We start from the raw sequence: 17,852 nt of genomic DNA on the forward strand, positions 1-17,852 counted from the left end.
TCGCCCACCTCACGGTGCGGTAACACCTACCCTGAACACCAGAACACCCCACGAGCCAGGACCTTTACCATGGAGTTTATGAGTGCAACCACCTCGCCCTCACCGGGATCCACCACAGTTCCGACGCACACCAGCTTCACCGCACCGGTGCGCGACGACTTGGTGGGCCTCCACGCCTACGGGGCCCCCAGTTGCGGGTTCGACACGCACTCAACGTCAACGAAAATCCCTTCCCCCCATCCGCGGCCCTCGCGGACGACCTCGCCACGGCAGTGCGCACAGCCGCCGTTGAGCTAAACCGCTACCCCGACCGGGACTTCATGACCCTGCGGACCGCGCTGAGTGACTATCTTGCGCGCGAGTCGCAGATCTCGCCGCCTCCCGCCGACACAGTGTGGGCCGCGAACGGCTCCAACGAAGTGATGCAGCATCTCTTCCAGGCCTTCGGCGGTCCGGGCCGCACCGCGCTCTCGTTCTCGCCGCACTACTCGATGTACAGCGAATACGCCCGCACCAGCCTGACCACCTGGGTGGCAGAAGACCGAGGACCCGCACCCAAGTTCGAGCTAGACGCCAACCGAATCGTCGCCGCCATCCAACGGCACCGACCCGCGTTACTGCTGTTGACCAGTCCAAATAACCCGACCGGAACAGCGCTGGACCTAGACAGTGTGCGGGCAGCAGCACACGCCCAATCCGCGCACGGGGGCCTGGTCATCGTGGACGAAGCGTATGCAGAATTTCGACGTGACGGCGTGAAAAGTGCGCTCAGCGTCATAGATGACCATCCCAACCTCGTGGTATCGCGCACAATGTCCAAAGCCTTTGCGTTTGCCGGCGCCCGAGTTGGATATCTAGTAGCGCACCCGGCCATTGTGCAGGCGGTGGAACTGGTTCGCCTGCCCTATCACCTGTCGGCGATTACCCAAACCGTAGCTCTGACCGCACTTGCCCACGCGGATGAATTGCTTGGCCACGTCGAGATATTGCGGACCGAACGCGACCAGCTTGCAGAGCATCTGCGTCACCGCGGATACGACGTCGCTCCCTCCGACGCCAACTTCCTGCTCGTGGGAACCTTTGCTGATCGCCGAGCGGTATGGGAAGGTCTGCTGGAACGCTCCGTGCTGATTCGTGAAACCGGACCCGACGGCTGGCTCCGCGTATCGGTGGGAACCCCGCACGACAATCAGGCATTTAAAGCCGCTTTGAAGGAGATTGATCCGCGATGACCACTACCTCTGACGCGGCCGCATCACACCCCGCAAAGAGCCACGCCACGACCCAGGCGCTATCCGAATCCCACAACAGTGCACCTGAACCGGGGCAGCCTCAACCGCGCCGCGCCCGAATCGAACGCACCACATCAGAATCCAGCGTCATCGTTGACCTCACAATTGACGGAAGCGGACACTGCGATATCCAAACCGGCGTTGCGTTCTACGACCACATGCTGACTGCGCTCGGCACTCACGGACGGTTCGACCTGCGCATCCAAGCCCACGGCGACACCCATATCGACGTTCACCACACCGTTGAAGACACCGCAATCGTGCTCGGGCAAGCATTGCGCCAAGCCCTCGGAGATAAACGCGGAATCCGCCGATTCGCCGATGCCTGTGTCCCGCTCGATGAAGCACTGGCCCACTGCGTGGTGGACGTGTCCGGCAGGCCCTACTGCGTTCACAGCGGTGAACCCGCTGGCCAGGAATACCATCTCATCGGTGGACACTTCACCGGTTCTCTGACCCGTCACGTGCTGGAATCCTTCGCTCACCACGCAGCGATCTGCCTACATATGCGCGTGCTCGCCGGAAGAGATCCGCACCATATCGTCGAGGCGCAGTTCAAAGCCCTCGCACGGGCACTGCGCACCGCCTGCGAACACGATGATCGGGTGGGGGACATCCCCTCTACGAAGGGATTGCTATGAATGAAGGCACGCCACAGGACCCTCGGACACCGGGGCGCGACGGCGATCACGATATTGACGCTGAGTTCGCCCGGCTCATGCAAGGGGCCGGCTTTGGAACCTTGGCAGATGATGCCAACACATCCGCAACCGACGACGCTGCCACCTCCCCGACTGATGCCGCTGATACAGAGCTAAGCGGCACACAGGCTGAACCGAGTGGCACGCGCGCTGACCTGAACGATCCAGGTGCTGGCACCCCCGCCGAGGATGCGCAGCTCATCAGCCCCGACAGTGAGCTGACCGTTGACGATATTCTCGCCGCCGGTGACGCAAACAAAACTCCGCCGATGGCCGTGATCGTGACCCCGATCGCCTCAGCCAAAGGGCTCGCGGGCCTGCTCCGAATCAGACGCGATGCCGGTGGGAAAGACCCGGACGCCGCGCTACCGGAATCGCTGCGCGTCATCCCCTGCCCATCAGGGGCTATCGCCGTGGCATCCCTCGACGAATCCACCGCGCACCGCGTCGGTGAACTGATCTCGCGCGTTTTAGTCCGTGTTCCCGTCGCTCTTTTCTGGCGGCGCGGTGATCAGATGACCGCGACCCGATACCACGGGGGAGAACGCGGGGATGACGTGCCACCTGCCCTAGTACTCGGTGCCTGCGATGACCTCGTGGAAGATTTCCTGCTCGGCGTCGCAACGGTGGACGACCGCGATGACGCAATCGACCCCTTCTCAATTGGAAAAATGCAGGCTCTGGCGTGGATCGCCTCAGCCGGGCGGAGACGGGAATGACCGGGGTCAACGGCGCACAGACGGCATCATTGCACGTAGTGGTGCTGGATTACGGTTCCGGCAATGTTCGTTCAGTAGTGCGTGCGCTCGCCGCCCAGGGCGCAACCGTGGAACTGACCGCTGACCCCGACACGGTCATGGCCGCCGACGGACTGGTGGTACCGGGCGTTGGCGCCTTCGCGGCATGTATGAGCCAGCTGCGAAAAGCCGGTGCCCCCGCCCTCATCGACCGTCGATTAGCTGGAGGACTCCCGGTACTCGGCATCTGCGTAGGCATGCAAGTTTTGTTCACCTCCGGAGAAGAACACGGCGTACGCAGCGAAGGCCTCGGACAATGGCCCGGCGCGATCACCCGTCTAAACGCACCAGTCGTCCCCCATATGGGATGGAACACCGTGGACGTGCCGCCGGGATCCCGGCTATTCCAGGGCATTGAGGACCAGCGTTTTTACTTCGTCCATTCCTATGCGGCCCATAGCCTGGACCTCGACACCTACGGCCCGTTCCCCGCCCCGCACCTGACCTGGTCGCAGCACGGCAATGACCGATTTTTGGCGGCGATTGAAAACGGCCCGCTCAGCGCCACCCAATTTCATCCCGAAAAGTCTGGAGCCGCGGGAGGTCGTTTGCTGCGCAACTGGCTAGCCACCCTGCCCCAGCGCGGTGGCATTCGTAAACCCGGTGAAGGAGACGCCACATGCTGTACGGATACCTGAGTCTGGCTATGGGTTGCATTCTGATCGGCGGATCCTGGTCGTTCTTCCGACAGAAAAAGCCGTGGTGGTCCATTGCGGTGCTGCTCGTTTTAGGGCTGATCACCGCAGGTGCCGGGCTCTGGCGCATTGTCACCGAACCGGTGTAACCCGTACCCTCTCCCACCCCGCTGAGGCCTTGGCACCCACCCGTGCGTAATTCCCCCGATAATCAAAGGAAAACAGTATGACCACCCCGATTCTCGACCTCCTTCCCGCCGTCGATGTCGCCGACGGACAGGCCGTTCGCCTTGTGCAAGGCGAAGCCGGGTCTGAGACCAGGTACGGGGCGCCGCTGGATGCTGCCCGAGTGTTTGAGCGAGCGGGAGCCCGGTGGCTGCATTTAGTGGATCTCGACGCCGCATTCGGACGGGGCAGCAACGCTGATCTGCTTGCAGAAGTCGTGGCGTCGGTGTCCATGGACGTTGAGTTATCCGGCGGAATTCGCGACGACGACTCACTTGCCCGCGCGCTCGCCACGGGGTGCCGCCGGGTCAACCTCGGCACCGCAGCCCTTGAAAACCCCGAGTGGACAGAGAGGGTCATCGCTGAGCACGGCGACAAAATCGCGGTCGGCTTGGACGTGCGCGGAACCACCCTGGCCGCACGAGGATGGACTCGCGACGGAGGCGATCTGTGGGAGACTCTCGCCCGGCTCGATGCCGCTGGCTGCGCACGCTACGTCGTCACGGATGTTCAGCGCGATGGCACCCTTACCGGCCCGAACCTGGAGCTTCTGCGGCAGGTATGCGAGGCCACCTCCGCCCCGGTGATCGCATCGGGTGGAGTCTCCAACCTCGAGGACCTCGCTGCTTTGCGCACCCTCGTTCCGGCAGGTGTCGAAGGCAGCATCGTCGGTAAAGCCTTGTATGCGGGCGCATTTACGCTGGATGAAGCCTTTGAGGTGGCGGGTCGGCCATGACCGCCGCGGATCGTTCCCTCCCTGGTTCCAGCGGGCGAGGTGCAGGCTTGCCAGAACATTTCCGCACTAAGGACCCCATGACCGATACCGCGGGGACTCCGTGGGCTGGGCGCGGGCATGTCACAAATCCCTTCGCGGGTGATCGTGGGGAGATAAACCCTCAGGTCGCCGAGGCACTTGCGCGCTTTGATGCAGGTGACGATGAGGCTGCCGTCGGGGTGGTGCAGACTCTGGCTGGTCAGCGAGTGTTGGTGCCCGTGCTCGCAGTCAGCACCGAGGAAGAAGTTACGGCTGACGGGCACCGAGCCGACAACGCCGCCGAGATGTCGATGGTTACGCTATCTGGTCCCGATGGCACCCTGGCCCTGCCCGTCTTCACCTGCGTATCCGCGATGACAGCCTGGAACCCGCAAGCCCGCCCGGTCCCCATGGTTATTGAACAAGCAGCGCAAGCGGCTGTTGCGGAAGAGTGCACCGTGTTAGTGGTGGATGCTGCGCGTGCACGTCCGCTAGTTCTTGGTCGGGGAGTTCTGTGGGCATTAGCGCAGGGCCGCGCATGGATCCCGCCCTGGGAAGATCCCGACGTGATGGCCGTGCTCCAAACGTTACCGCAGCAGGATTCACGTATTTGCGCGGTGAGTGCGGGACCGGGACAGCGGCGTGAGGTTGATATTGCGCTCCATTTGATTGACGGTCTCGACGAGCAAGAGCTGCAAGATGTCGTCGCCGGAGTGGAAAGTGCTTTAGCTGTGTCCCAGGCTGTCGCGGAACGCGTGAGTTCTTTGCGGATCGTATTGCGGCGTCGCGATATCTGAGGGGATGCGCGGTGGTGCGCTTCGATATGTGATCCGGTGAGTGAAGGTGCCGCGTCGCGGCACGTGAGGTCGCGAGAGGTGGTGCGCCGTTGCGAGACCAGAGGTGATGTGTCGCCTACTCGACGTGTGCCTGTGAATCGGCCACAATCGACTGGTGGCCCTTTCCCAGTACCGCCAGGTGCTTCACCGCCCGGGCGCAGCTTCTCTCCTCATCCTTGGTTTCATTGCTCGCATCCCATTTTCGACGATGGGGTTATTGCTGACCCTGCATACCGTGACGACTCTGGGCGAGACTTATTTTGCGGCAGGCTTGATTGTGACCGCCTCGACGTTGGGGTCAGCAATTTCATCGCCGTGGCGTGGCCGGCTCGTCGATAAATACGGGCTGCGCCGGGCACTGCTGCCCTCGGTCATCGTGGAAGCTGTGGTGTGGCTGGTGGCCCCGCATGTGGGGTATTGGTTGCTGCTACCGCTGGCTTTAGTCGGTGGTCTGTTCAATGTGCCGATCTGGTCGGTGATCCGGGTTGCCCTAGCGATTATGGTTCCGGCATCGCTCCGGCGCAGTGCCTATGCCCTGGACTCTGTGTTCACCGAGATCGTCTACATGATCGGTCCCGCCGCTATTACGGTGGTCGCCGTGGTCATTGGAACCCGTCCGTCCATGATGATCGTCGGGGTTGCGGTTGCTCTGGCCGGGCTCGGTCTGATGTGGGCGAATCCGCCCACCCGCAGTGACGATATGACCATCCCTGCAAAACTGGATGCCCCGTTGGACGTGATGGAAAACGCGGCGTTGGCTGCGGACGGTGAACTGGGCGAAAAGCGTGCCAGGGAAGACCATGACATCCGGAGTGCCCGCACCCCGGATGGTCGCATCACTGCCCGTCGTCAGTTGCTTCAACCCGGTGGGATCGCAGCTTTAGTGGCAACAGCTGTGGGCAGCATGATCATTACGGCAACCGACGTCTCTGTTGTGGCCGTTCTCGGTCCCGACAAGAACACAGTGCTGATTGGGATTGTGATCGCTACCTGGTGTGTGGGCTCGGCAATTGGTGGATTGGCATACGGCGCTTTGCGTACGGCGATCTCACCTCTGTGGGTGCTCTTTATTCTGGGTGCTCTGACGATCCCGATTATGTGGGCGCATAGTGTGTGGCAGGTTGCGCTGTTGATTCTGGTTGCGGGGCTTGGATGCGCACCGATTATTGCCTCGACCGGGGATGCGATTGCTCAGCGAGTTCCGGAGGAAGCCCGGGGCGAAGCCATGGGATGGCACGGTTCGGCTATGACCGTCGGTGCGGCGGTAGGTGGCCCCATTATCGGTTTCGTGATTGACACGTTGTCTCCGGGGTGGGGGTTCGGCGTGTCCGGGATGATCGGCGTGATCTGCGCGGTCGCTGGTTTGCTGGCTACGCGTCATCACCGTATGAAGCTTCGGGCTGCGCTAGCGCGGAGCTAGTGGACTGGACGAGTCCTGGGCCCGGGTGTGATGTTGCCGGGCGCGGATCGGGTGCCTTACCTGATGCATAGGCCCATCCATGCGCCGTGTCGGCTGCCAGGAGTGTCGGTTTGTGTTGCTCCCACGCTGTCTTTATACCGTTTCTCGCTGGGCGAGGCTAACCCTTGGCCTCGCGATCCCTTTGTGCTCAGGGGCAGTTGGTGGCTGTGGGTGGTGTTTGCTGGTTTGGTTGGGTTGGTGTTGTGTTGGTGGGGTGGTTTAGGTGAGGGGTGTGGCGAGGGTGGTGTATTGGGTGATGAGGAGTTGTTTGGTGGTGGTGAGGGTGAGGGGGATGGTGCCGTGTTGGGTGGGGGTGGTCCAGGTGATGGTCCAGTGGGCGGTGGTGGTGATGGTGTAGGTGTGGTGGGGTTGGTGGGTGCTGGTGTGGGTGTAGGTGTGTCCGCAGGTGGGGGAGGGGTTGGTGCCGTGTCCGGGGTAGGGGGTTGTGGTGGTGCAGGTGAGGGTGGTGTGGTCGCCGGTGGTGATGGTGAGGTGGGTGAGGTGGGCGGTGGCGGTGATGGTGGTGGTGTGGTTGGGGGTGGTGGCGGTGATGGTGAGGGGTCCGGTGGTGTGGGGGTTGGGTGTGGTCCAGAACCAGACGGGTAGGCCGATGGCTCCGGGGGTGTGGGGGTTGTCGGGGGTGGAGTGGAGGGTGGGTGGTTGGAGGTGCATGGTGTTGAGGATGGTGGTGGTGATGGTGGTGGGTGTGTGGGGTGGTGTGTTGGGTGTGGGTGTGGTTGGTGTGGTGGGGTGTGGGGCGTTGATGGTGGCGGTGAGGTTGGTGTGGGGGAAGTGGATGGTGTAGCCCTGGGTGGTGGGGGTGAGGGTTGTGGTGGGTTGTGTGGCGGGCACGGCGCTGGCGGTACCGCTGTGATGGGTTGTGTGGCTGGTATTGATTGTTTTGGTTTCGGTAACTCCGACGGTCACCGAACCTATCCCGCTCCTAAAATGATTTTGAACGTCTATGTAGCTTTTGTCGTCAGCGTGGGCTGACGGGGCTAGTCCGACTAGCCCGGCGATGCTCAGAGCTGTGGCGGCTATTAGTGTTTGAAATGTTCTGCGCATGACATGCTTTCCGGGTAGTAGCCCATTTCTTTGATCATCCAGGGAGATTTGTCGTCGCGGCGGATAAGGGTGAATCTGGAAACTGCTTCGCCGTTTCCTTCATTGCTGATGGTGACTGGTTTTCCGTCTTTGCTGGCTTTTTGGTCGCGGATGTTGTTGCAGAATTCGATGATGGAGGTGGTGCTGGTGGTGTTGATGGTGGTCCAGTCGGTGAGGTGTCGTGGCCCGGTGATGATGGCTCCGGTGGCTGCGTTGTCCTTATCTCCTTCTTCGCTTTTAGCGGCGACGTCAGGAACAAGGAATTCGTGGTTGTAGCGGAGGTCTTTCCAGCCGTGGGCGGCGGCTTGGTCGGCGGCATTGAAGAAGTTTTGGACGCGTTCTTTGGGGTTTTGTTGTGCGATGGGTTTTGGGGTGGGAGAGGTTGTTGTGGTGTGGGTTGGGGTGGGTGGTGGTGGGGTGTGTGAGGCGCAGGCCGTGGTCAGGGCGAGGCTGAGCAGAGCCAGGGTGAGAGTGGCGATGCGACGCATAACAGGGGTCATGATGTTTCTTCCTGGGCATAGCTCGCTCGAAGCTCTCGCGGCATGACAAGCGTGCACGCTGTGGTCTGAGGATCATGCCCATGATCAAAAGGTCCCATGTGGGTGGATGAGAGCGATGCTAGACCTGAAAAACCCAATACGGGGCGTTGTGGAAGAAAGTGTTGATAACTGCTGTGGATGCGTGCTTATCGTCCAGCAATGCGCGGCCGACACGGCCGATGCGGCCCGCTACAGCAACGTCAGTGATCTAACCGCTGTCGAGCCTGCTGTCCTCTAGCTGACGCGGCCGGTGTATTTCTCGCCGGGACCTTCTCCCGGTGCATCGGGGAAGGGTAACGCCTCGGCGAATGCTAGCTGGAGGGAGCGTAAGCCGTCTCGGAGTGAGCGAGCATGGTCGCCGCCGATTTCCGGTGCTCCGGCGGTGATCAGGCCAGCCAGAGCGGTGATGAGTTTACGGGCCTCGGCAAGGTCCTGGTAGTGGCCGGTGTCTTCGTCGTCCGCGAGGCCGATCTTGACCGCTGCGGCACTCATCAGGTGGACGGCGGCGGTGGTGATGATTTCGACGGCCGACACGTCGGCGATATCGCGAGCAGCCGACGCAACAACGTCTGACTCTGAGGAGGTTGTGCTGAGGTAGTCATCGGTGGCATCTAGGCCTGAAGCTGGGATGGCTGTGTTTGCGTCTGTGGAGACGGCATCTGTATATGAGGCGGCGGGGTCCGTGTCCGTGGTGTTCTTCGGCGAGGGGATGGACGAGGGTGAGGGCACGGTCGCTCCTTGACCTGGATCGAGTTCTGTGGCGCTATACAACGCTGTATGAGCGTACGTCGCTGCGCCCGTTGGCGTGCGACCGCCCTCGCCTATGGTAAACGCGAACGACGTCAGGTAAGTAAATAGGTGGTCGTGCTGCCGGTAATAGGTGGTGTGCCCTTATGTGCTGTATCCAGGATCCCTCATAACGGCTGCTGTGCGGGTTCCAACTATCGACTCCGCAATTGCCCGAGCCACCGGGTCTAACCGGGAGGCGACGCAGCTCACGGTGTGGATTGGGTGGGTGACTGCTACACTCATGTCAAGGAATATGACGTTCCGACGTTGAAGTGGAGACCTCTCCCACCTCGTAGTCGACTGTCCACCCTGCGCTTTAGTAGCGGGAATTGGCGACAGATTACCTGGTCAGTGCCGAACTTTTCGGTTTGGATGAACGCTCACAGTGCGCGATGCACGCTGTGTTCGCTGAGGCCCTCATGGAAACGTGGGGGCTTTTGTCATGTTCGACAGGCAACAAGGTGAGGAGCCACCATCAGCGAACCACGTATTAACGACCGCATCCGCGTCTCCGAGGTCCGACTCGTCGGACCGGGCGGCGAACAGGTCGGCATCGTGCGATTGGACGATGCGCTGCGACTCGCACGGGAGGCCGATCTCGATCTAGTCGAGGTCGCCCCCGACGCTCGTCCGCCGGTGTGCCGACTCATGGATTACGGCAAGTACAAGTACGAGGCCGCCATGAAGTCTCGCGAGGCGCGGAAGAATCAGGCGAACATGGATCTTAAAGAGATCCGTATGAACCTGAAGATCGACAAGCACGATTACGAGACCAAGCGCGGGCATATTGAGCGCTTCCTGTCCGGCGGAGACAAGGTGAAAGTCACGATCCGTTTCCGCGGTCGTGAGCAGTCCCGCCCAGAAATGGGCATTAGGCTGCTGTCGCGCCTGGCGGAAGATGTGTCCGAGCATGGATTTGTCGAGTCGCACCCCCGCCAAGACGGTCGCAACATGGTCATGGTGATTGGCCCGACCAAGAAGAAGGCGCAGGCTCGGGCGGAGGCGCGCAAGCGTAAAACCGACGCCGAAAAGGCCCAGCGTTCAGCCGCTGCGGGGAGCGGTGCAGCGAAGGCAGAAACCGCCACCGCCAGCGAGTAAGTAATACTCGCGACCCAGCAGTCGTAGTTCCGTCCGGACCCGTCTGTCCCTCGACCGGCGGCCCACCCGAGAATGAAGGAGAACGGCACGATGCCGAAAAACAAGACCCATAGCGGTACGAAGAAGCGCGTGCGCGTGACCGGATCCGGCAAGCTCATGCGCGAGCAGGTCGGCACTCGTCACCTCAACGAGCACAAGTCGGCCAAGCGCAAGCGTCGCTTGGGCCTGGATACGGCAGTTGCCAAGTCCGATGTCAAGCGCGTTAAGCGACTCCTCGGGCGCTGACTTTCGCCCCAGCGTCCGACTGATGCCCCACTGAGCGGGCGTCACGGCGCACCCCTCACACGTCACCAACAAAGGAGAATCACGTGGCACGCGTGAAGCGGGCGGTTAACGCCCAGAAGAAGCGTCGGGAGATCCTCGAACAGGCTAGTGGTTACCGTGGACAGCGTTCACGCCTGTACCGCAAGGCCAAAGAGCAGGTCCTCCACTCGATGACCTACAACTACCGCGACCGGAAGGTGCGCAAGTCCGACTTCCGTCGGCTGTGGATTCAGCGCATCAACGCGGCAGCTCGTGCCAACGGCATGACCTACAACCGGTTCATTCAGGGCCTCAGCCTGGCAGGCGTGGGCGTGGACCGCCGCATGCTGGCCGAGCTCGCCGTCAACGACCAGGCAGCGTTTGCCGCCCTGGTCGAGGTTGCGAAGAAGGCACTGCCCAAGGACGTCAATGCGCCGGCCGCCTGAGCCGTCGTATGACCCCTCATATCTCTGAGCACGAGCGTCCGGACGACGCAATGCTGGCTAACCCTCGGTCCGACCGAGTCCGCCGCATTAGCGCCTTGTCCGGGCGCTCGTTGCGTCGACGTACCGGGCTATTCCGAGTGGAAGGTCCGCAGGCAGTGCGCTCCCTCGTGCGTTATCGCAGTGACCTTCTCTGCGAGCTGTATGCAACACCGGAAGCCGCCCGCCGTCACCCGGATATCCTCGACCGCTGCACCGGCAAGGTTCTCACGGTGACCGACGAGGTTCTGGCCGCCATGGTCTCTGCCCGAACCCGAGACGACGATACTGGGCCCGCGCAAACTATGGTCACGCCCCAGGGGATCGTGGCGGTTGCGCGCACTGAACACACCGCACTAGCTGACCTGCAACCGATTCTGACTGCCGGTGCAACTGCCCGCACCAGCCTCACAATCGCTGTTATGCACGAGGTCCGGGACCCAGGGAATGCCGGAACCGTGATCCGCGCTGCAGACGCCGCCGGTGCACAGGCCGTCATCCTCACCCGTGCCAGCGTCGACGTGTTCTCCCCCAAAGTCGTGCGCTCCACAGCAGGTAGCCTCTTTCACCTGCCGGTGATCACCGGTGCTGATCTTGGCGAGACCTTGAACGTCCTGCGCACAGCCCAGGTGCAAACGCTTGCAACCTCCGGACGCGCAGAACACGACCTATTCACCGCCAATCTGTCTGCGCGACGGGCATGGATCTTCGGCAACGAAGCGCATGGGCTCGACGCCGATGCTCTGGCCAATGCTGATATGCGGGTTCGGATTCCTTTGAAGGGGCGCGCGGAGTCATTAAACCTCGCGATGGCGGCCACCCTCTGCTTGTTCTCCGGGACTGGTTCGAGCACTCATCCAGAGCACGCCCCAGGCTAGGAAAAGCGCGTTCAGGGCTGGGGGAACGGTCTGCGCGAGTGACCGGTCGTGACATCGCCTCGAGCGACCGACCGGCACCGTATTGTCGACACTGTACTGCCGACACCGTATTGCGTGAACGGCCGACCCGCCGCGTTAACGGACCGAGAGCCGTCAGTAACCGGGGTCAGAACCCCTAGGGCCGAGGCAGCAGCGATCCTACGGATCTCACAACCGCTCCGGCATCTCAGCCAAATCATCAGGTGTCCTCTTTGAATACAGCCATCCCCGGTTGAATACAGCCATCCCCGGTTGAATGCAGCCGTCCTCGCTCGAACACAGCCACCCTCGGTTTGCTGATCGGACAGAGTGACTTGATCCGAGTAGCCTGACATTATTCTCGCTCGTCCCGTACCCACCTCGGTCCGTCTCAAAGGAGCATGATCGTGACCACCAACGCGTCGTTGGAGCAGCAGGCGAACGCATCCGATGCCCCGGCGATCTCTGGGCGACGCAGCCTCGGAGTTCTCGCCGCACTGTTTGCCCCGGTGATGATTTTGTCGGCCATTGTTGGACTCCTCATCACCGGCGCCAACGCCGCCTCAGCTACCGGTTTAGTTCCCGAAAGCTTCGCCGTGTCGTGGGGATTCCCGGTTGTACGCGCTTTGCATCACTGCGCGATGCTGTTGTGCGTCGGTGCCCTGGTGATCGTGGTGCTATTTTTACCGGCGGCCTCGCGCGAGCGGACCGGTGACTTAGACGGCGCACGCGCGGTGATTACCCGCCACGCGGCATGGGCAGCGGGTGCATGGGCGGTTCTCGGACTGGCCATGAACCTGATGACCTACCTCGACGCAATCGGGGATTTGGGGGGAACCCGCGACGTACTCGGCGGGTTTATCGACTATGCGCTTCGGGTAGGCCTTGGACAGATTCAGTTGGCGTCTACCATTTTCGTGATTGCGGCTGCTCATTTTTTAGCGTTGGCGCGGCGTATCAATACGGTGTGCTGGGGATTTGCTTTCGTCGTGGTCGCGGTTTTGCTGCTCGGACTCGCAGGGCATTCAGGGTCTTCCACCGATCACCTCAACGCGGTCAATGCGCTGGCTGTCCATCTGATTGCCGTGTCGGTTTGGGTGGGCTGCTTAGTGGTGCTGGTCATTGAGCGGCGGGTGATCGGTGACCAGCTCGGTGTCGTGATAGCCCGGTATTCGCCGTTCGCGTTTGCGTGCTTCATTGCCATTGCAATCTCTGGAATCATTAACGCCGCAATCCGGTTAACAGGTCCGGCGGATTTATTGACTACCAGCTACGGCTGGGTGGTTAGCGCGAAAATTCTGCTAATGGTTGTGCTTGGGGTTTTCGGATGGTGGCAGCGTCACCATCATCTGGGCTGGTGGGCAGAGCATGAGCGTCGCGGAACCTCTCCAGGGTTTTTGCGCACCACCGTGAATGAGACGCTGCTGATGGCCTTGGTGATCGGCATTTCGATTGCGCTGTCGCGGTCGGCTCCTCCGCAGCCGCAGTCATTCCCACAGAATCTGCGGGTGGAGGCACTGGTGGGGTACGCGCCTCCAGCGTCCCCGTTCAACATGGAGACCCTGTTCACCCAGTGGCGGATCGATTGGATCATGCTGGGTGTTGCGCTCACGATGGCGGGGCTCTATATCGCAGGGGTGGTGCGATTGATGCGCCGAGGGGATTCCTGGTCGGCGTGGCGCACGGTGCCGTTTCTGCTCGGTTGCCTCGCTTTTATCTGGGTGATGAGCGGTGGTCCGGCCGCGTACGGCATGGTGCTGTTCCAGGCGCATATGGTCCAGCACATGGCTTTGATGATGGTGGTGCCGCCGCTATGGGTGCTAGGTGCTCCTGTCACTCTCTTGACCCGGGCGGTCGCTCCGCGCACAGATGGGTCGCGGGGGATCCGAGAGTGGACCCTGGTGGTCATGCATTCTCGGTATGCCCGTATCTTGTCGTTCGCGCCGGTTGCTGGGGTGCTGTTCGCGGGGTCACTGGTCGCTTTTTACTTCACGCCGCTGTTTACCATCGCGATGTTCGATCACCTGGGCCATGTGCTGATGACGGTGCACTTTTTGGCATCTGGATATCTTTTCAGTTGGGTTTTGATTGGGGTGGATCCGTCACCGCATCCGCTGAACCATACGTTGCGCCTGATAACCCTGCTGGTGACTCTGTCTTTCCACGCGTTTTTCGGGGTTGCGGTGATTTCGAGCACGGATATTCTCGGCATGCCGTGGTATCAGGCATTGGGAATGTACGGGCCGGAGCAGCTCGCGTTGAACCAGCGAATCGGTGGCTCCATTATGTGGGGTATATCGGAGATTCCGACGGTGTTGCTGGGGATCGGAGTCATCATCCAATGGACCACATCTGATGAGCGACGGGCTCGTCAGTGGGACCGCAAAGCTGATCGCGATGGTGGTGCGGAACTGGCCGCGTACAACGAGAAACTCCGCCAGCTAGCCGCCCGAGATGGCGACTAGGCGACGGAGCGTCTGACAACCTTGCGGAGACTTCGATAACTTTTCGGAGATTCTGGCACGCTATAGAAATTTCGATGACTTTGCGAAGATTCCGATAGGCCTTCGGAGTTCGTGACTAGCCCGTAGGGGTGCAGGGAGCGCGCTTCACCGCAGTCTGACCGCGTTAAAACAGTCGACCGCCGCACTGCGGTCTGACCGCCTAACCACGGCCAGACCGCCGTGTCACCACACATGGCCTTGACGCCTGGGGTTAGTCTGGGCGCTCGCCGACAAAGGCCGTTTTCTCCTCCCCGATAGTGGTGTCCTCACCGTGGCCGGTGTGCACAACCGTGTGACTGGGGAGCACGAACAAGCGTTCCTGGATGGAGCGTTCGATTGTCGGGCGGGATGAGAAAGACCTGCCTGTTGCGCCCGGACCACCCTGGAAAAGGGTGTCGCCGCTGAAAATCGTGGACAGCGCCGGTACGTAATAACAGACAGATCCGGGAGAGTGGCCCGGGGTGTGAATCACCGTGATGACGGCGTCGTCTCCGAGCGGGAATTCGTCGCCGTCTCGAACGTCCCGGTCCCATGGTCGGTTGGGATGGGTGAGGTTCCATAGGGGTTGATCATCCGGGTGCAAGCACAGCGGGGCGTGAAACTGATCGGCCAGAGCTGGGGCGCACGCAACATGATCGTCGTGGGCATGGGTGAGCAATACGCCGAGGACGCGGCGATCCCCAACCAGGTTCGCTACGGCCTGGGTATCATGCGGCGCATCGAACACATAGCAATCGTCGTCATCTCCGATCACCCACGCGTTATTGTCCACATTGAAGGTTTCCCCATCCAGGGTGAAGGTTCCGCTGGTGACGGTGTGGTCGAGACGGATAGGTCCTGCCATGTCATGCTCCTGGTGTTCTCGGTGTGGTGGGCACGGGCGGGTTAATCGAACATCACGACGCTGCGCAGAACAGAACCGTCATGCATTTTGGTGAAAGCGTCCTCCACATCGTGCAGAGAGCAGGTCTCGCTGACGAAGGTATCCAGTGGTAACCGGCCCTGGAGGAACAGATCGATGAGGTAGGGGAAATCGCGCTCGGGCAGGCAGTCGCCGTACCACGAGGATTTCAATGCGCCACCCCGGCCGAAGATGTCCGCCAGCGGCAGTGTGAGCTCCGCTTCCGGATGCGGGACCCCGACCAGTACTACTCGTCCGGCGAGGTCACGCCCATAAAACGCTGCACGGTAGGTTTCGGGCCGGGCCACGGCGTCGATCACCACATCGGCCCCGAACCCGCCGGTCAGTTCGCGAATGGCCTCGGCAACCTGTTCTGGATTCATCTTCGCGGTGTTGACCGTGTGAGTGGCACCGACTTGGCAGGCGGCTGCGAATTTTCGTTCGTCGACATCGAGCGCGATGATGGTGGTGGCCCCTGCGAGCTGAGCTCCCGCGATCGCCGCATCACCCACGCCGCCGCAGCCGATCACCGCCACGGACTCACCGCGTTGGACTGCACCGGTGTTAACTGCGGCACCGATTCCCGCCATCACTCCGCAGCCCAGCAGCCCTGCAACTTCCGGCGGGGCCGTGTCATGAACCCGGGTGCACTGCTTTTCATGGACGAGGGTTTTCTCGGCGAAGGCCCCGATGCCAAGCGCTGCCGTCAGCTCTGTTCCGTCGGTCAGCGTCATGGGCTGGGAGGCATTGTGGGTGGAAAAGCAGTATTCGGGAACACCCTTGCGGCAGGCTCGGCACTGCCCGCATACGGCGCGCCAGTTGAGGATGACGTAGTCCCCAACCTCCACCATGCTGACCTGTGAACCGACGTGCGCGACCTTGCCGGCCGCTTCATGCCCGAGCAGAAACGGGTAGTCGTCGGTAATAGCGCCGTTGCGATACGACAAGTCGGTATGGCACACCCCGCAAGCCAGGACATCGACGACCACATCGTGTGGTCCAGGATCGGGGATGAGAATGTCGACGAGTTCGGTCGGTTCATGAGCGGTCCGGGAGACCACTCCCTTAACGGTCCACGGCATTGGTGACCTCCTTATGTGATGGGTCACTCCAGGCTAACCAATGCTTATGACACGGCAGGTGATCGAGCGGGTTGAATGTCCCGCAGAGTTGTAAAGATGCCTGGTCGTAGTGACCGGATTAGAATGGCTGATGGTCCGGCCGCCGTGCGTGAGATGCGGATGAGGCCGCCCCACACAACGGAAGGCCCCATCATCGTGACACCCAGTCCTGACAGCACGCCCTCAGGCGAGGGCGGAAGCGCCATCACCCCCACGTCTACGCCCACTCATGGCGGTTCGTTCGACACGGATATCACCCCCGAGGTGATTGACGCCGCCGTGTGCGCGGCGCTCGCCGACATCGAGCAGGCATCCGGCACTGCTGAACTCAAAACGGTCCGCCAACGCCATATCGGCGATGGATCCGTGCTCGCAACGGCGGGACGGCGAATTGGCGCGCTTCCCAAAGAACTGAAAGCCAGTGTCGGCAAGTTGGTCGGCCAGGCGAAAGGCCGGGTCAATAAGGCGCTAGCCGACCGGCAGGCCGTGCTTTCCCGTCAGGAAGAAGAAGCGGCGCTGGCTGCGGAGACGGTTGATGTCTGCCTGCCCACGGATCGGAACCCGCGCGGCGCGTTGCACCCGCTGAGCATTTTGTCTGATCGGATCGCTGATTTCTTTGTCGGTCTCGGCTGGGAGATTGCCGAAGGACCCGAGATTGAAGCTGAGTGGTTTAACTTCGATGCGCTGAACTTCGATGTTGACCACCCGGCGCGTCAGATGCAGGACACGTTCTACGTCGCTTCATCGACTCACCAAACTGGTGCTGCCGGTGGGGACGGTCATAACGGTCGCGGTGCCGAGGTGGCGCAGGGCGCTGATGCCTCCGGCGCTGCAGAGCAGGCCAGTGGCCTGGTGTTGCGCACGCATACCTCCCCGGTTCAGGCGCGTTCCCTGCTGGAACGGGGTGTTCCGCTGTATATTGCGTGCCCCGGTCGGACGTTTAGAACCGATGAACTGGATGCTACCCACACCCCGGTGTTCCACCAGGTGGAGGGCCTTGCTATCGATGAAGGTCTCACGATGGCGAATCTGAAAGGCACCCTGGATGCGTTTGCTGCGGCGATGTTCGGTCCCGGGACGCTGACCCGTCTGCGGCCTAGCTACTTCCCGTTCACGGAGCCGAGCGCTGAAATGGACTTTAGGTGCTTTGCCTGCACCGCGCGCAACGGTTTGGATCACGACGCAGCGCCGGACTGCCGAGTCTGTGGCGGAACCGGATGGATTGAATGGGGTGGCTGCGGCATGGTGAACCCGGCGGTTCTGCGGGCCTGCGGGATTGACCCTGAGCGTTACCAGGGGTTCGCATTCGGTATGGGAATCGAACGCACCCTGATGTTGCGCAACGGGGTTCAAGATATGCACGACATGGTGGAGGGCGATGTCCGCTTCTCCCAGCACTACGGGACGGAGATCTGA

Annotated in this window: 19 protein-coding genes; 14 read left to right on the top strand and 5 right to left on the bottom strand. The window is 61.6% G+C overall.

Annotated elements, in window-relative coordinates:
* Window positions 1-191: 191 nt before the first annotated feature.
* From BN1724_RS12225 to BN1724_RS12255, 8 genes are all read left to right on the top strand, one after another.
* The gene (locus BN1724_RS12225) at window positions 192-1,232 is read left to right on the top strand and encodes a histidinol-phosphate transaminase (protein ID WP_331709467.1); all 1,041 of its coding nucleotides are present in this window, start codon (window positions 192-194) and stop codon (window positions 1,230-1,232) included.
* Window positions 1,229-1,933, top strand: coding sequence for an imidazoleglycerol-phosphate dehydratase HisB (hisB, locus tag BN1724_RS12230; RefSeq protein ID WP_084253047.1), 705 nt, complete (start codon window positions 1,229-1,231; stop codon window positions 1,931-1,933). Before BN1724_RS12225 ends, hisB begins: the two co-directional genes overlap by 4 nt.
* Window positions 1,930-2,712, top strand: a complete 783-nt coding sequence (locus BN1724_RS12235) for a hypothetical protein (protein WP_058235586.1) — start codon at window positions 1,930-1,932, stop codon at window positions 2,710-2,712. The genes hisB and BN1724_RS12235 overlap by 4 nt, the downstream gene beginning before the upstream one ends.
* On the top strand, window positions 2,709-3,428 hold the full coding sequence (gene hisH, locus BN1724_RS12240) for an imidazole glycerol phosphate synthase subunit HisH (RefSeq protein WP_058235587.1): 720 nt from the start codon (window positions 2,709-2,711) through the stop codon (window positions 3,426-3,428). The genes BN1724_RS12235 and hisH overlap by 4 nt, the downstream gene beginning before the upstream one ends.
* Window positions 3,410-3,574 (top strand): hypothetical protein, encoded by a 165-nt coding sequence (locus BN1724_RS13125; RefSeq protein WP_172797133.1) that lies wholly within the window; start codon window positions 3,410-3,412, stop codon window positions 3,572-3,574. Before hisH ends, BN1724_RS13125 begins: the two co-directional genes overlap by 19 nt.
* 77 nt (window positions 3,575-3,651) lie before the next feature.
* Entirely contained in the window at window positions 3,652-4,386 is a 735-nt protein-coding gene (gene priA / locus BN1724_RS12245; protein WP_058235588.1) for a bifunctional 1-(5-phosphoribosyl)-5-((5-phosphoribosylamino)methylideneamino)imidazole-4-carboxamide isomerase/phosphoribosylanthranilate isomerase PriA, read from the top strand.
* A gap of 77 nt (window positions 4,387-4,463) precedes the next feature.
* Entirely contained in the window at window positions 4,464-5,201 is a 738-nt protein-coding gene (locus BN1724_RS12250) for an SseB family protein (protein ID WP_058235589.1), read from the top strand.
* Between the two features lie 154 nt (window positions 5,202-5,355).
* Window positions 5,356-6,660, top strand: a complete 1,305-nt coding sequence (locus tag BN1724_RS12255; protein WP_058235590.1) for an MFS transporter — start codon at window positions 5,356-5,358, stop codon at window positions 6,658-6,660.
* A 258-nt stretch (window positions 6,661-6,918) separates the two neighbouring features.
* On the opposite strand, the gene BN1724_RS13460 is transcribed toward BN1724_RS12255, so the two are convergent.
* The 3 genes from BN1724_RS13460 to BN1724_RS12270 form a co-directional block, all read right to left on the bottom strand.
* A complete protein-coding gene (locus BN1724_RS13460) occupies window positions 6,919-7,626 on the bottom strand; it encodes a hypothetical protein (protein ID WP_058235591.1) in 708 nt (235 codons plus the stop codon).
* A 113-nt stretch (window positions 7,627-7,739) separates the two neighbouring features.
* Window positions 7,740-8,303, bottom strand: a complete 564-nt coding sequence (locus BN1724_RS12265; protein WP_058235592.1) for a hypothetical protein — start codon at window positions 8,301-8,303, stop codon at window positions 7,740-7,742.
* A 273-nt stretch (window positions 8,304-8,576) separates the two neighbouring features.
* Window positions 8,577-8,885: a DUF1844 domain-containing protein gene (locus BN1724_RS12270; RefSeq protein WP_084253178.1), complete on the bottom strand. Its 309-nt coding sequence runs from the start codon at window positions 8,883-8,885 to the stop codon at window positions 8,577-8,579.
* A gap of 747 nt (window positions 8,886-9,632) precedes the next feature.
* On the opposite strand from BN1724_RS12270, the gene infC reads away from it, so the two are divergent.
* From infC to BN1724_RS12295, 5 genes are all read left to right on the top strand, one after another.
* Window positions 9,633-10,229, top strand: a complete 597-nt coding sequence (infC, locus tag BN1724_RS12275; protein ID WP_231928300.1) for a translation initiation factor IF-3 — start codon at window positions 9,633-9,635, stop codon at window positions 10,227-10,229.
* A gap of 90 nt (window positions 10,230-10,319) precedes the next feature.
* A complete protein-coding gene (gene rpmI / locus BN1724_RS12280) occupies window positions 10,320-10,514 on the top strand; it encodes a 50S ribosomal protein L35 (RefSeq protein ID WP_058235594.1) in 195 nt (64 codons plus the stop codon).
* Between the two features lie 83 nt (window positions 10,515-10,597).
* Window positions 10,598-10,978, top strand: a complete 381-nt coding sequence (gene rplT, locus BN1724_RS12285) for a 50S ribosomal protein L20 (protein ID WP_058235595.1) — start codon at window positions 10,598-10,600, stop codon at window positions 10,976-10,978.
* An 8-nt stretch (window positions 10,979-10,986) separates the two neighbouring features.
* Window positions 10,987-11,892 (top strand): TrmH family RNA methyltransferase, encoded by a 906-nt coding sequence (locus BN1724_RS12290; RefSeq protein ID WP_231928252.1) that lies wholly within the window; start codon window positions 10,987-10,989, stop codon window positions 11,890-11,892.
* A 425-nt stretch (window positions 11,893-12,317) separates the two neighbouring features.
* Entirely contained in the window at window positions 12,318-14,375 is a 2,058-nt protein-coding gene (locus BN1724_RS12295; RefSeq protein ID WP_172797134.1) for a bifunctional copper resistance protein CopD/cytochrome c oxidase assembly protein, read from the top strand.
* Between the two features lie 250 nt (window positions 14,376-14,625).
* On the opposite strand, the gene BN1724_RS12300 is transcribed toward BN1724_RS12295, so the two are convergent.
* Entirely contained in the window at window positions 14,626-15,258 is a 633-nt protein-coding gene (locus tag BN1724_RS12300; RefSeq protein WP_058235597.1) for an MBL fold metallo-hydrolase, read from the bottom strand.
* Window positions 15,259-15,299: 41 nt separating this feature from the next.
* Window positions 15,300-16,397, bottom strand: coding sequence for an S-(hydroxymethyl)mycothiol dehydrogenase (locus BN1724_RS12305; RefSeq protein WP_058235598.1), 1,098 nt, complete (start codon window positions 16,395-16,397; stop codon window positions 15,300-15,302).
* A 159-nt stretch (window positions 16,398-16,556) separates the two neighbouring features.
* Here BN1724_RS12305 and pheS point away from each other — a divergent pair, with 159 nt between their 5' ends.
* Window positions 16,557-17,852, top strand: a complete 1,296-nt coding sequence (gene pheS / locus BN1724_RS12310) for a phenylalanine--tRNA ligase subunit alpha (RefSeq protein ID WP_084253179.1) — start codon at window positions 16,557-16,559, stop codon at window positions 17,850-17,852.

The organism is Devriesea agamarum (genome assembly GCF_900070355.1).
GTDB lineage: Bacteria > Actinomycetota > Actinomycetes > Actinomycetales > Dermabacteraceae > Devriesea > Devriesea agamarum.

Excerpts from the sequence above, each read along its gene's own strand:
- hisB (WP_084253047.1), top strand. The coding sequence starts at position 1,229 with ATGACCACTACCTCTGACGCGGCCGCATCACACCCCGCAAAGAGCCAC.
- BN1724_RS12235 (WP_058235586.1), top strand. The coding sequence starts at position 1,930 with ATGAATGAAGGCACGCCACAGGACCCTCGGACACCGGGGCGCGACGGC.
- hisH (WP_058235587.1), top strand. The coding sequence starts at position 2,709 with ATGACCGGGGTCAACGGCGCACAGACGGCATCATTGCACGTAGTGGTG.
- BN1724_RS13125 (WP_172797133.1), top strand. The coding sequence starts at position 3,410 with ATGCTGTACGGATACCTGAGTCTGGCTATGGGTTGCATTCTGATCGGC.
- priA (WP_058235588.1), top strand. The coding sequence starts at position 3,652 with ATGACCACCCCGATTCTCGACCTCCTTCCCGCCGTCGATGTCGCCGAC.
- BN1724_RS12250 (WP_058235589.1), top strand. The coding sequence starts at position 4,464 with ATGACCGATACCGCGGGGACTCCGTGGGCTGGGCGCGGGCATGTCACA.
- BN1724_RS12265 (WP_058235592.1), bottom strand. The coding sequence starts at position 8,303 with ATGACCCCTGTTATGCGTCGCATCGCCACTCTCACCCTGGCTCTGCTC.
- rpmI (WP_058235594.1), top strand. The coding sequence starts at position 10,320 with ATGCCGAAAAACAAGACCCATAGCGGTACGAAGAAGCGCGTGCGCGTG.
- BN1724_RS12290 (WP_231928252.1), top strand. The coding sequence starts at position 10,987 with ATGACCCCTCATATCTCTGAGCACGAGCGTCCGGACGACGCAATGCTG.
- BN1724_RS12300 (WP_058235597.1), bottom strand. The coding sequence starts at position 15,258 with ATGGCAGGACCTATCCGTCTCGACCACACCGTCACCAGCGGAACCTTC.
- BN1724_RS12305 (WP_058235598.1), bottom strand. The coding sequence starts at position 16,397 with ATGCCGTGGACCGTTAAGGGAGTGGTCTCCCGGACCGCTCATGAACCG.
- pheS (WP_084253179.1), top strand. The coding sequence starts at position 16,557 with ATGAGGCCGCCCCACACAACGGAAGGCCCCATCATCGTGACACCCAGT.